Here is a 14,251-nt window from a genome sequence, read left to right on the forward strand (position 1 = left end):
ATTGAATAATGATATATAGGAATAAAGAATTCAAATTTGATACGTTTGAATTCACAATTAAAAATGTAAGGAACTAATATTATGAAAGATAAATCATTAATCTTAAGAGATCGTCGGGCAAAAATTGTATCAACTTTGGGACCCGCTTCCTCAACAAAAGAAATGATCAAGGCTTTGTTTTTGGCCGGGGTTGATGTTTTTCGTTTGAATTTTTCCCATGGTACACATGAGGATCATGCAGAACGATATCGTATTATCCGTGAAATCGAAGAGGAAACAGGTAAGGTTATTGGTATTTTGGCCGATATTCAGGGACCTAAACTGCGCGTAGGGAATTTTGCAAATGGTAAGGTTACTTTAAAAAATGGAGCAATTTTTCGTTTAGATTTAGATCCGGCATTAGGTGATGAACATCGTGTCTGTTTACCTCACAAAGAGATTATCCAAAGTGCAAAGCCAGGGGCAAGATTATTGCTTGATGACGGTAAGTTACGTTTAACGGTTCGGAATGTTGGTGCAGATTATTTGGAAACCGAAGTTACCGTCGGCGGTGTTTTATCTGATCATAAAGGTGTGAATGTTCCTGATATGGTTTTGCCCATTCCAGCATTGACAGAAAAAGATCATAAAGATTTACGTTTTGCATTGGATCTGGGTGTTGATTTTATCGGGCTTTCCTTTGTTCAGCGTCCAGAGGATGTTCAGGAAGCCAAGGCTATTTCCAATGGTAGAGCCTGGATTATCACTAAAATGGAGAAACCACAAGCAATTGAAAATCTTGATTCAATTCTTGAAGTTACGGATGGTGTAATGGTTGCCCGTGGTGATCTTGGTGTTGAAATGCCTCCTGAAGAGGTACCCTTAGTTCAAATTCAGATTATTCGCAAGGCACGCAGTCTTGGTAAACCAGTGATTGTGGCCACTCAGATGTTGGAAAGCATGATTTCATCACCAACACCTACCCGTGCTGAAGCTTCTGATGTTGCAACTGCTGTATTGGAGGGCGCTGATGCGGTCATGTTGTCTGCTGAAAGTGCGGCAGGTCAATATCCGAAAGAAGCAGTTTCCATTATGAACCGTATTATTACACGGGTTGAAAAAGATAAAGAGTGGACAAAATTAATGGAAGCCACGCGTGAACAACCTCAACGTAATATTGCTGATGCTATTGTTGCCGCTGCCCAGAAAATTTGTGCGACTTTGTCTGCACCCGCTGTTGTTGCCTATACGCATAAGGGAACAACTGCCCTGCGCATGTCGAGAGAACGTCCAAACAGTATGATTTTCAGTCTAACGCCAAGTGTTGAGGTGGCTCGTAGGTTGGCATTGGTTTGGGGTATTCATCCATGTACAACAAATGAGGCTTGCATACCTTCCTGTACTGTTGAACATATTGTTGATGAAGCCCGTAAAACGACGCAAGAACACAATATTGTCAAAAAGGGTGACCAAATTGTTGTTGTTGCCGGTGTTCCTTTTGGTCAGACAGGCAGCACGAATTTGATTCGTGTTACGGAAATCAACTAGTATTTTAATAAAAATAAAATAATTCAATTTTTTAATACGGGAAATTCTTTTCCCGTATTTTTTTTATTGTTTCAATTTGATCGGCAAGAAGAGAATACGTTATCGGTTGTCGAATAATAAAATTTTTCTCGTCTGTAAAATCGGATAAATTTACAAAGTTCTTTTCATAACCGGTAATGAAAAGAATTAGTAGATCTGGATAATTGTTGTGAAGTGTTGAAATTATATTTTGATTATTGAATTGCTGTAATATCCTGGTATCAATAGTGATAAAATCGAAATTTGAGCTATTGTTTAGTAATGTTGTCGCCTCTGGATAAGTTTTAACCATGGTCGCTGTATAACCAAGATCTTCAAATGCCTCGCCTAAAAGTGTACGAAGATGGTAATCTTGTGAAATAATTAATGTTTTATAGCATAATTGCCGGGTATCATTTGTGAAAAAATTTTCCACAACCAAAGGGCGTCGATATCGTGGAAGATATAAATCAATAATAGTGCCTTCCATATACCTGGAATGCAGCTTTAAGTATCCGCGTGACTGTCTGGTAAAACCATAAGCCATTGAAAGGCCAAGTCCGGCTCTTTTTCCCAAGGGTTTGGTTGTAAAAAAGGGATCTGTAACACGGTCAATATATTCAGGCTTGATGCCTTTACCATTATCCTTTATACTTATTTTTACGTAGTCATCAGGTTTAATGGAAAGCTGATTGGCAAGAGTATGGTCAATAGATAAATTTTTACTGGATATATTTATTCTTCCTGTCAGGGATTGTATCGCTTCACAAGCATTTGTAAAAATATTGATCAGTGCAGTTTTAAATTGTTCTGGATCGCAAAAAACAGGCCAAATATCTTGACTCAAAGAACAATCAAGAAAAATGGTTTTATCTGAATTCTTATGAAGTATATTTTGAAAAACATCAGTCAGAATTTGAATGATGTGATTGGGGTTCGTAACGTGCGGAATGAGAGTTTGCCTTCTTGAGAAGGAAAGAAGCTGATTTGTAATGACTGAGGCTTGGGATGCCGCTTGTTGGGCAGCATTGATATAAGCGGGTAATTTTTCCAGTTTTTTTTGTTGAATTCTCAATTCCATTAATTCCAGATTTCCAATTATTCCACCAAGCAGAGTGTTGAAATCATGAGCTATGCCACCGATTAAATGCTCGATTGATTCTGTTTCTGGTTTTTTGTGATCAGTTATATTTGTAATGATTCCAAGGATACCGCTTATTTTATTATGTTCATTATGAACAGGATTAAAGGTAATGGTAATTTTTTGTAAGGGATGAGAGGATGAATTTTTGGCGTGCTGCTGTTGAAATGTGTAACTGAAGGATTCTCCTTGATAAACAAGTTTGATGATTTTATTGAAATTCTTGTTCTGTTCTGGCCAAACCTCCAGTAGAGGACGCCCCAAAAGGGCAGGATGTTTAAAATCAATAAAGGGAATGTAGGCTTCATTATAAAACGTGATATATTTTTCTCCCCAAAAAAGAATCATGGGAAGTGAAGAATTCATTAACAGGGAAATTGTTGTATGTAATGTGGACGGCCAATTTTTTTGTTCTCCCAGTGTTGTATGTTTCCATTCAAATGTATTCATCAGTTTTTGAATCGATGGGAGTTTTGATGGCAATACGTTCATTTTATGATTATCTTATTTTAGGGTGCTGAGGAAAAAGCCGATAAATTAAAATAAGATATCTTAATGAATAAGACCAATAAAATGATTATGCTTGCTTATTATTGATAAGGGATTTACGAATTTCCCGTCCTTTTTTAATTGTTTTTACAATATAGTCCTCATCTTGCCAGCGAATCGCTTTTGCCATTGCCTGGGCATCTTCGGTAAAGCGAGCCAGCATTTCCAGAATGGCTTCACGGTTATTGAGAAAAATATCCTTCCACATAATTGGATCAGATGCTGCAATCCGTGTAAAATCCCTAAATCCGGATGCCGCATAATCCAATACCTCGGAACGTGTTTCATCGGCCAGACTATCTGCTGTATTGCAGATAGTAAAGGCAAGTAGATGTGGCAAATGACTTACAATTGCGCAGATTTTATCATGATGTCTTATATCAAGAATGCGCGTATTCGCCCCCATGGCTTGCCAGAATCGCTCGATCTTATAAACGCTTTCTTTTCCGGTTGAGGTGGTGGGCGTTATCAGGCACCAACGATTTTCAAACAGAGATTCAAAACCAGCATCAGGACCGGAAAATTCTGTTCCGGCCATGGGATGTGCTGGAACAAAGGAAATATCAGAAGTTAGGTAGGGAGTAATGGCGGCGATGACAGAAGCCTTGGTGGATCCTGTATCAGTAAGAATGGCTCCTTTTTTCATATGTGGAATAATTTGTTTGGCAACTTCTTGCATGGCACCAACAGGTATTGCGAGGATGACGCAATCTGCATTTTTAACTGACTCAACAGGGTCTGAACTGACTTTGTTGGCGATTTTTAATTTCTTAACGCGATGACAAACTTCAGGGTGATTATCAACAGCAACCGTATATTCTGAAATAGTGGGATCTTTTTGAATGCGTCGAAGAATTGAAGAACCGATTAATCCCGGGCCAATGACGGTGATATTTTTAAAAATTGGAATTGATGTAATTTTATTGGTCATAATGTTAATTTGTTTACTTGAAATTATTCAGAAGAGGGATCAACAATTTTTTTTATTTTTTGAATATTTATTCAAATAATGAATTTCAGTAATTTGCCATAATAGAAGGGTTGGCACCCCAATTAAAATATCTCTGGCCCTGCGCAAGAGAGAGAGGCTGAAGGATAAATGGGGATCAATGCCAAATATACTGCCTAAAAGAACGTATGCGCCTTCTTGTATACCAACACTAGCGGGAACAAGAAACCCGATAGAAAGGGCAACACATACAAAAGCCTCGATAATGACGGCCTCCTGAATGTTGATTGAAGCTCCCAGGAATTTATAACAAAGCCATGTTCCAACTGCACCAGCCAACCAGCCTATTAAATGGATAATACAGCTTAACAGAACATTTTTTGGATTCGACCAGATTTGATTGATTGAATTTTGAAAGGAATCTGCATTGGCATTAACTTGATCCTCCCATTGTTGGGCAATATTTTTGCTGAGAAAATTGACAAGTTTTTTAATTAAGGCGCTTCCTTGTCGTTGGGACCAAATAAGGGAAATGCTGCCTATCAACAGAAAAAAAATTCCAATGATGATAAACCATTTAAGATTGAGTTTGGTGCCGGGAACGGTAATATTTTGTAAGGTCTCATGATATTGTCCAATTATCAGGAAGCATATGCCAACAATGATAAAAACAATTTGTCCAAGTGTCTCGGTGGTAATATCAACGATATTCGAGCTGACGGCATGGGCAATTGAAAGATCTTTAGGGTTTTTAATATAACGGTAACCTCTAAAACATACGGCGCGGATACTTAAAAGAATTCCGCCGACTTGTGAAAAAGGTAGACAGGTTGCCGCAGATTCCCGTAAGAAACGGGCCCATATCAAGCGCAGCATGCCTATATCAGGACAGATGACATGCCAGGCATAACTTAGTAAAAGAATGACAATAACCTGCCATGAAGAAAGAATGAGTAATCCTTTTATTCCCACCGAGGAAAAAGATTGAACAATACTGTCCATACCAACCCAGACAGCTCCGCCAATGAGAAGGGTAAGTCCGAGAAAGAACAAAATAATTGAGATTTTTTTCAAAACAAACCGTATGTTATTTTATTAGAAAGTTATTTTATATTATTAAATTATTTGCATACTAGTTAGAAATAGAGCTAATTACAATACACGTTCCTACGTATCTTAGTTATTGATTTGCAAAACTTAAAAAATATAAACATGATGAATGAGGTCGAGATGGTCGCGCCAACGTTTGTGACAGGAGCAACAGGCTTTGTAGGTTCTGCCGTAGCCCGCAATTTAATTGCCCATGGACATCAACTTAAATTATTGGTTCGGGCGAATAGTAATCGTCAAAATGTGCATGGATTGGAGGCTGAATTGGTCGAGGGGGATCTGGCTAATCCCACAAGTTTTGCCGATGCGTTGCAAGGGTGTCGATATCTTTTTCATGTGGCAGCTGATTATCGGTTATGGGTACCGGATCCTAACAGAATGATGTATATTAATGTCGAAGGCACACGTCAGCTGATGCTGGCCGCAATGGAAGCCGGTATTGAAAAAATTGTTTACTGTTCTTCTGTGGCGGCCCTTGGATTGCTTGGGGACGGCAGTGTTGCTGATGAAACAACACCTGTTCATCATATAATTGGTGCATATAAACAGTCCAAATATCAGGCTGAACAGGCTGTGTTGGAGCTTGTAAAAAACAAAAAATTGCCGGCGGTGATTGTTAATCCCTCTACCCCCATTGGTCCTGGCGATATAAAACCCACTCCTACGGGAAAAATGATTTTGGACTGTGCCTCTGGAAAAATGCCCGCTTATGTTGATACAGGCTTGAATATTGTGCATGTTGATGATGTTGCCAATGGGCATCGGTTAGCTTTGGAAAAAGGACGTATTGGTGAAAAATATATTTTAGGTGGTGAAAATATGTTATTACGAGAACTCTTTTCGATTGTCGCTGAAATTGCTGGTGTAAAACCTCCCTTAATAAGACTTAATCAGAAGGTTTTGTGGCCGGTAGCTGTTATTTCGGAGTGGTTGGCTCGTACACTTAATATAGAGCCACGGGTTACGCGTGAAATGCTGATGATGTCTTATAAAAAAATGTTTTTCTCTCCTGCCAAGGCAGAAAGGGAACTCGGTTATACATTCAGGCCTGCAAAAGAGGCCTTGAAAGATTCCCTGTTATGGTTTTGGAAGCAAGGATATCTTAAACAATAAAATAATTTAAAGACTTGAAATTTAAGATGAATATAAATGGTGCAATATTATGTTAGTATTGGCAGGTGTTTCTTTTGCAATCTGGATAGGATTGATTTTTTTTCATGGTCGTTTTTGGAGTAGGGGACCGATTTTATATCCTCTATCTCGGGAAGAGCAAAAGAAGCAGGATTGTTGGCCAGAATTGCATGTTATTGTCCCGGCGCGTGATGAGGCGGAAACAATCGAGAACGTTATTTTATCCTTGTTAAATCAGGATTATGCTGGACGGTATGATGTTACATTGGTTAATGATGGAAGTACTGATGGAACCGGAACACTGGTCAGGAAACTGAGGGAGACCTTGTCGGAAGATCAACGTGAAAAACTACAAATTGTTGATGCATCTTTTCGTCCCGATGGATGGAGTGGTAAATTGTGGGCCTTGTCACAAGGAATAACAAAGGTTACCCAACAGAGGTCAATGAAAAATTCTTTTTTCTTTTTTACTGATGCCGATATTTTTCATGAACCGACTCATCTTTCCTCTTTGGTAAATAAGGCTTTACGGGATAATTTGAATTTAGTATCCGAAATGGTAAAGCTTCGTTGTGAAAGTTTTTTTGAAAAAGCCTTGATTCCAGCCTTTATTTTTTTCTTTTGTATGCTTTATCCCTTTTCAAGGGTGAATAAGGCTTCGAGCACTGTTGCGGCAGGGGCGGGCGGAACAGTTTTAATTCGAAAAGAGGCCTTGGATCGGATTGGTGGTATTGCAGCGCTGAAAGATGCATTGATTGATGATGTAACCTTGGCATCTTTGGTTAAAAGAAATTGTGGAAAAATTTATCTGGGACATAGTTCTCAAGCTGTTTCATTAAGGCCTTATGAATCTGTTGAATCCATTTGGAACATGATTACACGTTCTGCTTATGTTCAGTTGAATTATTCATTGGTTTGGTTAATGGTAACCATTATCTTGATGACGCTGATTTGGTTCACGCCTTTTTTACAGGTTGTTTTTTCCCAGGGACGTGTGCAGCAACTGGCATTTATCACCTATATGATGTCAATTTTGTCATTTGTTCCGACCTTATCTCGTTTTCAAATTTCCTATTTATGGATTTTGGTTTTACCATTTATTGCTTTGTTCTATTTGTTTGCGACAATTGGTTCAGCAATTAATTATTACCGGGGGAAGGGAATGGTCTGGAAAGGCAGGGCTTATACAGACAATTCCGGTACAGCTCATGAACAGGAAACCGGTATGGGTTTAGGAGATCTGGTTTCAGTACGGAATGGGCACAAAAATGCAAAACAGAAGGATTAATTTATGCGTTCAGTGAATAATCATTGTGATCTGTATGATTTTTCAATTTGGGGGAATGAAGATGTTTCTTCTGGCAAGGGGGCAAAAGATGAGAATTTTCCAGTAGGATCTTTATTGATTAGCCGTAAATTGAGACCTCATGTACAGGCATATTATAATTTCGCAAGGGTTATTGATGATATCGCTGATTCCGAAATGTTAAGTTCGGAAGAAAAAGTTAAACGATTGAATGGAATGCAGGCTGTTTTATGTGATGATGTACCGGCACCCGATCGGGCTGATGTCCAGTCTGCAAGATATTTACGTAACAGTTTGTTGGAAACGGGTGTATCTTTTGATACTGCAACGGATTTATTGATTGCATTTCGTCAGGATGCAGTAAAAAACAGGTATGAAACTTTTGCCGAGCTTCTCGAATATTGTCGATATTCTGCCAATCCTGTTGGTCATTATCTACTTGATCTTCATAAAGAAAATGCTGATACAAAGCCAGCTGCAGATGCGTTATGCACCTCTTTACAAATTCTTAATCATTTGCAGGATTGTAGGTCTGACCTCATTCGCCTTGATCGCTGTTATATCCCGTTGGATATGCTGCGTGCAGAAAATGTTGATGTGCAGGCGGTTAAAGACGAGGGAACAATAAGCGGATTAAGGAATGTATTTGATTATATTCTTGACTATATTGATGATTTAAACAGGGAAGCTGAACAATTAATACGATTGACGTCCAATCGACGGTTAAGAATGGAGAGTTCTGTAATTCTTACGCTTGCATGTTCCTTGACTGAGCATTTGAGAAAAGAGGATCCATTGGCAACAAGAGTGAAACTGAATTATAAGGATGCGATCAAGGCTGTTCTATATGCTTGTCCACATATTTTAAGATAATAGTCCTGAAAAAGATAAATTATTGATATAGGGTAATAGATTATCCTATTATTTAATTTGCTAATTTTTGTTTTCTTGCTTAAAACTGTCTTAATTTATTTTTAACTATGGAAAGGTCCGATCAAATTATGCAAAAGCCGCTAGCTGAAACTGCACAGATAATGGGATGTAGCGAGCTTGATTTGATCTTTGTCGAGGCAATCGTTCGTCATGCCAAGACATCTTTTGCCGCAGGCATGAAAATGTTATCCCCTGAGCGTCGTTACGGTATGTTCGCCTTGTACAGTTTTTGTCGCATTGTTGACGATATTGCGGACGATATGGGTGAACCTGAGGTTAAACAGAAACAATTGCAGAAATGGCGCGATAAGATTGAGCTTCTGTATAATGGAAAGGCTGATGGTTCCGTTGAGAATGTATTGCTGGGCTCAATTCAACAGTTTGGATTGAGGAAAGAAGATTTTCTTGCCATTATTGATGGTATGGAAATGGATGTATTAAATCCTGTTATTGCTCCTGATGAAGTCAAACTAGATTTGTATTGTGATCGGGTCGCTTCGGCAGTGGGTCGTTTGGCAATCCGGATTTTTGGGGATTCATCAGAAGCGGCTGAAAAAGTCGCTTATCATTTGGGCCGGGCACTACAGATAACAAATATTTTGCGCGATCTAGAGGAAGATATCGAACGAGGGCGCTTGTATTTACCGAAAGAATTGTTGGAACGTTTTCATATTTCCCTGATTCCTGAACGATGTATGGAGAATCCCTCAATTCAAGAAGTTTGCAATATTATGTCATATCGTGCCCTGGATCATTTTCGTTCTGCCGCGAACTATATGAGGCAATGTGAAGTTGATGCCATTCGGCCTGCAAAAATTATGGCAGCTACTTATCGCTTTTTATTGGGTAAACAAAAAAAATTAGGGTGGAAAAAACCTTTTAAAAGAGCATCCTTATCGACAGGGGAAAAAGTTATTGTTGGTATGGCTGGATTGATGGTATAGCGTTCAATAATATGGCAAAGAAACATATTCATATTATTGGTGGGGGGCTGGCTGGCTTGTCTGCCGCTGTCTTTTTATCTTCAAGGACAGATGCGCAAATCGCGCTTTATGAAGGAAGTCCAACATTTGGTGGGCGGGCCCGTTCTTTTTATGATTCAAAATTGGATCGTTTGATCGATAACGGTAATCATTTAATTCTTTCTGGAAATGATGCCGTTTTTGATTATTTGAACAAAATAGATTCCATGAATAGTCTGATCAGTTCAGGAATTCCCCTATTTCCCTTTTTTGATCTTGATGAAAACAAACATTGGGATGTTAGTTTATCAAATGGAAGATTCCCTTGGTGGCTATTTAGTAAAAACCGTCGGGTTCCAGGTTTTAAATTTCCAGAATTGATGGCTTTGTGGCATTTAATTAAGGCCAATCATAGTCAAACTGTTGCCGATTGTTTGGTAAATGGTGAATTTTCCCGCCGTCTTCTGAAACCGTTTGCCATTTCTGTTTTGAATACTTCTTGTGAGGTTGGCAGCGCAATTTTACTGGGTTCTGTTGTGCGTCAGTCTTTGTTAAAGGGAGGAAAGGCCTGTGTTCCTTATTTTCCAAAGGAGGGATTGTCAGAAACCTTTGTAAAACCGGCTTTATCTCTGATAAAATTGCAAGGTGGCAAAATTCATGCGACATCTCGCCTTTCTGAATTGCATCGGCAAGACGGATATGTTGATTATTTTATCGTGAATAATGAAAAAATAGAACTTAGTTCAGAAGATCAGGTTATTCTTGCGGTTAATCCTTATACGGCAAGACAGGTTTTATCTCCGATTTTACCTGACATTCCCTTGCCAGATGAATTTGAAAGTATATTGAATCTTCATTATAAAGTTGATTTTGCCTTGCAAATGAAGGGGAGTGTCGAAAAGGCAAGGTTTATCGGTGTTATTGGTGGAATAAGTGAATGGATTTTTGTTAAAGACGGGGTGATTTCGGTAACTGTAAGTGCCGCCAATCGTTTTACGGGGTCCGATCCTGAAAATTTATCAAAATTAATTTGGCAGGAAATCAGGAAAACCCTTGAACCTTTTCTTTTTTCCCCTTTGCCTGAAGACGTACCGACCTATCGTCTGTTGTGGGAAAAAAGGGCCAGTTTTGCTGCAACGATAGAACAAAATAAACGTCGTCCTTCCTGTTATACGATATGTCCAAACCTGTTTTTGGCAGGAGACTGGACCGCTACAGGTCTTCCCTCAACAATTGAGGGGGCTATCCGTTCGGGATATAAGGCGGCTCAGGCGATTTTATAGCTTATAAACTCGGGATAATTAAGGTTAGATTTTTTATCAAAATTCAAATAGTAATGGTTTATTTATAATAAAATAAGGAAATATTCAATTATGCTAGATCATACTGGTGATTTGGGAAAGGGAATAGATAATGACGATTTGGACGCTGCAATTTCTCGAGCACAGCATGTATTAACTGAACATCAGAATGAAGATGGACATTGGGTATTTGAACTGGAAGCGGATGCAACTATTCCTGCTGAATATGTATTGTTGGAACATTTTCTGAATCGTATAGACCGGGATTTGGAAAATAAAATTGGCGTTTACTTGCGCCGAATCCAAGGGGATCATGGTGGATGGCCTCTTTATTATCAAGGAAAATTTGATCTTTCGGCTTCCGTAAAGGCTTATTTTGCTTTAAAGGCTATTGGGGATGATATTGATGCACCCCATATGAAACGTGCCAGAGAGGCCATTCTTGCGCATGGCGGTGCGGAAAGAACCAATGTTTTCACACGTATTCAAATGGCGTTGTTTGGTGAGGTTCCATGGAATGCCACTCCTGCAATGCCGATTGAATTGATGCTGATGCCCAAGAAAGCATTGTTTTCCATTTGGAATATGTCATATTGGTCCAGAACAGTTGTTGTTCCTTTATTGATTCTGGCCGCTTTGAAACCCAAGGCGATTAACCCTCGTAATATTCATATTCAGGAATTATTTGTAACTCCGCCTGATCAGGTCAGCGATTGGATTAAGGGTCCGTTCCGGTCTTATTGGGGACATGTCTTTAAAGGACTGGATAAAGTTGTAAGACCTGCTGAAAAATATATTCCATCTGTTTTACGAAAAAAATCCATTCAGAAAGCATTGGAATTCGTTGATGAACGATTGAATGGAGAAGACGGGCTGGGAGCAATTTACCCAGCCATGGCAAATTCTGTGATGGCATATCATGCGTTGGGAATTGCCGATGATGATCCACGCGCTGCGATTGCCTGGCGTTCTGTGAAAAAATTATTGATTGAGACGGATACAGAAGCCTATTGTCAACCTTGTGTTTCACCTATTTGGGATACTGCCTTGACTGGGCATGCCGTAATTGAAACCATAAGTCATAATCGAGCAGTGGATCGAGAGGTAACCTCACAAAAATTGGCGAAAAGTTTGAAATGGCTGAAAGATCGCCAGATTTTGGATGTAAAGGGAGACTGGATTATTAACTCTCCCGAAACAGTTCCTGGAGGATGGGCATTTCAATATAGAAATGATTATTATCCAGATGTTGATGATACGGCTGTTGTCGGTATGTTGCTACATCGTGATGGTAATCCGGAACATGCAGAATCAATTGAACGTGCCCGTCAGTGGATAATTGGCATGCAAAGCTCGAATGGTGGTTGGGGGGCCTTTGATATCGACAATAATAAAATGATCCTGAATCATATCCCTTTTGCTGATCATGGCGCTTTGCTGGATCCTCCTACGGCTGATGTAACGGCGCGTTGTGTTTCTTTCCTGGCACAGCTTAATTATCCCGAAGATAAAGCGGTAATCGATAAGGCAATTCAATATTTACGTTCTGAACAGGAAGATGCAGGTTGCTGGTTCGGGCGTTGGGGAACGAATTATATTTATGGAACATGGTCGGTTTTATGCGCCTTAAATGCAGCTGGAGTTTCTCATGAAGATCCAATGGTAAAACGTGCGGTTAAATGGTTACTTTATGTACAGAGACCGGAGGGAGGATGGGGTGAAGATGAAGCCTCCTATGAGGATGCGCCAAAAGGCGTTTATAATCAAGGCATGCCTTCTCAGACTGCCTGGGCATTACTCGGATTAATGGCAGCGGGACAAGTCAAACACCCAGCGGTGCAAAAAGGAATGGCCTGGCTGATGAGCGTCCAGAAAGAAAATGGTCACTGGGAAGAAAACCCTTATAATGCCGTGGGATTTCCAAAAGTGTTTTATCTTCGTTATCATGGATATAAACAGTTTTTTCCTTTATTGGCCTTATCACGTTTTCGCAATCTTCAAGCGAGTAACAGTGGAAAAGTCGAGGTTGGGTTTTAATGATATACAACCGCCTTGGCATTTTGGTTGGAATGGATTTTGAGGCAAGATTAGCCTCAACTTTAGCTCCCGCTGCTGTTGAAGCGAGCGGGGCGACCTATCTGGGTGCAAAAAAGGTCCTTGAGCGATTGTCGGTGGAAAAAATTGATTCAATCGTATCTTTTGGATTTGCTGCCGGTTTGGATCCCGTTATTAAGGCAGGTACAATATTATTGCCGTATAGTGTAGTTGCCGAGAATAGGGAATATCATGCGGATGCCGAATTAAGGAGCTGGTTGGGGGCGGAAAAATCAGAAGTTAAGCTCGGAAGTTTATTGCATAGCAATGAAATTGTGACCTCTGCCCAAAAAAAAGAAAGGCTTTTTAAAGATTCGGCCTGTTTGGCAGTTGATATGGAAAGTGGTCTGGTTGCGCAGTTTGCTCAGGAGAAACATATTCCGTTTGCTGTTTTACGTGTTGTATGCGATACGGCAAGTCGGAATCTTCCACCTCTTGTTTCTTCAGTCTTGACACAGGATGGCAAGTTGAATTTTTCCAGGATTGCCGGAAGTCTGTTAACCTGTCCATTCCAGATTAAGGATTTGTTTGGAGTGGGTATGGATATGGCTCGAGCATACTGGCATTTAAAACGGTATCTTGCCAATTTTCATTAGAAAATATTGTATAATATGTGAAATCCCTGTTACAGAATTTTATGGTAACAGGAATATTTATTTTCTAGAATTTCATCTGTTTTTTCAAAGATTCTATTGCTGAAGGTACATCAGGAACAACTTCAAAAAGTTTCAACAAGGACTTATCTGCAAATCCCTGTTCGATGGTATTGTTTAATTGATCATGAATGCCCCTAGCCCAATTATCGACATTTACAATGATGATCGGTTTATTGTGGAGCTTTAGATAGCGCCAAGTAAGTATTTCAAAGAATTCGTCAAAAGTCCCGATACTTCCAGGCATAATCAGATAGGCATCTCCTTCGTCATAAAGAATCTTTTTTCTGGAATGCATATCTTCGGTAACGGTTAAATCATTTACACGAGAATGTTGTCCCTCTTTTTTGATAAGGAATTGCGGGATAATACCTTTGACGGATCCACCAAGGTCAATCATGGTATTTGATATTATTCCCATCAAACCCACACTGCCACCGCCAAAGACAAGTCGTAATTGATTGTGAACAAAATGGCTTGCCAATTCTTTTGCCGCCTGAATGTAGATGGATTTGTTTCCGCATTTTGAACCGCAGAAAACGGTAATTGAGTAATTGTAATGAGTCATGAAATTTTC

At 39.5% G+C, this 14,251-nt stretch carries 12 protein-coding genes; 8 read left to right on the forward strand and 4 right to left on the reverse strand.

Annotation, left to right across the window (positions count from 1 at the left end; translation table 11 throughout):
- The first annotated feature begins 81 nt into the window (after positions 1-81).
- Positions 82-1,527 (forward strand): pyruvate kinase, encoded by a 1,446-nt coding sequence (pyk, locus tag H3R33_RS07255; protein WP_110439072.1) that lies wholly within the window; start codon positions 82-84, stop codon positions 1,525-1,527.
- A gap of 31 nt (positions 1,528-1,558) precedes the next feature.
- Here the strand turns inward: pyk and H3R33_RS07260 are convergent, their stop codons facing one another.
- The 3 genes from H3R33_RS07260 to H3R33_RS07270 form a co-directional block, all read right to left on the reverse strand.
- On the reverse strand, positions 1,559-3,178 hold the full coding sequence (locus H3R33_RS07260; protein ID WP_198185020.1) for an ATP-binding protein: 1,620 nt from the start codon (positions 3,176-3,178) through the stop codon (positions 1,559-1,561).
- Between the two features lie 85 nt (positions 3,179-3,263).
- Complete coding sequence (locus H3R33_RS07265) at positions 3,264-4,166, reverse strand: prephenate dehydrogenase/arogenate dehydrogenase family protein (protein ID WP_155566012.1); 903 nt, start codon at positions 4,164-4,166, stop codon at positions 3,264-3,266.
- A gap of 39 nt (positions 4,167-4,205) precedes the next feature.
- On the reverse strand, positions 4,206-5,258 hold the full coding sequence (locus H3R33_RS07270; protein WP_198185019.1) for a flippase-like domain-containing protein: 1,053 nt from the start codon (positions 5,256-5,258) through the stop codon (positions 4,206-4,208).
- 156 nt (positions 5,259-5,414) lie between these two features.
- Here H3R33_RS07270 and hpnA point away from each other — a divergent pair, with 156 nt between their 5' ends.
- From hpnA to H3R33_RS07305, 7 genes are all read left to right on the forward strand, one after another.
- Positions 5,415-6,407, forward strand: coding sequence for a hopanoid-associated sugar epimerase (gene hpnA / locus H3R33_RS07275; RefSeq protein WP_198185169.1), 993 nt, complete (start codon positions 5,415-5,417; stop codon positions 6,405-6,407).
- A gap of 49 nt (positions 6,408-6,456) precedes the next feature.
- Entirely contained in the window at positions 6,457-7,713 is a 1,257-nt protein-coding gene (locus tag H3R33_RS07280) for a glycosyltransferase (protein WP_155567364.1), read from the forward strand.
- A 3-nt stretch (positions 7,714-7,716) separates the two neighbouring features.
- Positions 7,717-8,604, forward strand: coding sequence for a squalene/phytoene synthase family protein (locus tag H3R33_RS07285; protein ID WP_198185018.1), 888 nt, complete (start codon positions 7,717-7,719; stop codon positions 8,602-8,604).
- 128 nt (positions 8,605-8,732) lie between these two features.
- Positions 8,733-9,608: a presqualene diphosphate synthase HpnD gene (gene hpnD, locus H3R33_RS07290; RefSeq protein WP_198185017.1), complete on the forward strand. Its 876-nt coding sequence runs from the start codon at positions 8,733-8,735 to the stop codon at positions 9,606-9,608.
- Between the two features lie 11 nt (positions 9,609-9,619).
- The gene (gene hpnE / locus H3R33_RS07295) at positions 9,620-10,909 is read left to right on the forward strand and encodes a hydroxysqualene dehydroxylase HpnE (protein ID WP_198185016.1); all 1,290 of its coding nucleotides are present in this window, start codon (positions 9,620-9,622) and stop codon (positions 10,907-10,909) included.
- Positions 10,910-10,999: 90 nt separating this feature from the next.
- Positions 11,000-12,964, forward strand: coding sequence for a squalene--hopene cyclase (gene shc, locus H3R33_RS07300; RefSeq protein ID WP_198185015.1), 1,965 nt, complete (start codon positions 11,000-11,002; stop codon positions 12,962-12,964).
- Positions 12,964-13,617 (forward strand): hypothetical protein, encoded by a 654-nt coding sequence (locus H3R33_RS07305; protein ID WP_198185014.1) that lies wholly within the window; start codon positions 12,964-12,966, stop codon positions 13,615-13,617. The genes shc and H3R33_RS07305 overlap by 1 nt, the downstream gene beginning before the upstream one ends.
- 64 nt (positions 13,618-13,681) lie before the next feature.
- Here the strand turns inward: H3R33_RS07305 and H3R33_RS07310 are convergent, their stop codons facing one another.
- A complete protein-coding gene (locus tag H3R33_RS07310) occupies positions 13,682-14,242 on the reverse strand; it encodes a TIGR00730 family Rossman fold protein (protein ID WP_122124083.1) in 561 nt (186 codons plus the stop codon).
- Between the last annotated feature and the right edge of the window lie 9 nt (positions 14,243-14,251).

Origin of the sequence: Commensalibacter sp. B14384M2 (assembly GCF_016101865.1) — a bacterium.
GTDB lineage: Bacteria > Pseudomonadota > Alphaproteobacteria > Acetobacterales > Acetobacteraceae > Commensalibacter > Commensalibacter melissae.

Coding starts and splice junctions, on each gene's coding strand:
- pyk (WP_110439072.1), top strand. CDS start 82: ATGAAAGATAAATCATTAATCTTAAGAGATCGTCGGGCAAAAATTGTA.
- H3R33_RS07260 (WP_198185020.1), bottom strand. CDS start 3,178: ATGAACGTATTGCCATCAAAACTCCCATCGATTCAAAAACTGATGAAT.
- H3R33_RS07265 (WP_155566012.1), bottom strand. CDS start 4,166: ATGACCAATAAAATTACATCAATTCCAATTTTTAAAAATATCACCGTC.
- hpnA (WP_198185169.1), top strand. CDS start 5,415: ATGGTCGCGCCAACGTTTGTGACAGGAGCAACAGGCTTTGTAGGTTCT.
- H3R33_RS07280 (WP_155567364.1), top strand. CDS start 6,457: ATGTTAGTATTGGCAGGTGTTTCTTTTGCAATCTGGATAGGATTGATT.
- H3R33_RS07285 (WP_198185018.1), top strand. CDS start 7,717: ATGCGTTCAGTGAATAATCATTGTGATCTGTATGATTTTTCAATTTGG.
- hpnD (WP_198185017.1), top strand. CDS start 8,733: ATGCAAAAGCCGCTAGCTGAAACTGCACAGATAATGGGATGTAGCGAG.
- hpnE (WP_198185016.1), top strand. CDS start 9,620: ATGGCAAAGAAACATATTCATATTATTGGTGGGGGGCTGGCTGGCTTG.
- shc (WP_198185015.1), top strand. CDS start 11,000: ATGCTAGATCATACTGGTGATTTGGGAAAGGGAATAGATAATGACGAT.
- H3R33_RS07305 (WP_198185014.1), top strand. CDS start 12,964: ATGATATACAACCGCCTTGGCATTTTGGTTGGAATGGATTTTGAGGCA.
- H3R33_RS07310 (WP_122124083.1), bottom strand. CDS start 14,242: ATGACTCATTACAATTACTCAATTACCGTTTTCTGCGGTTCAAAATGC.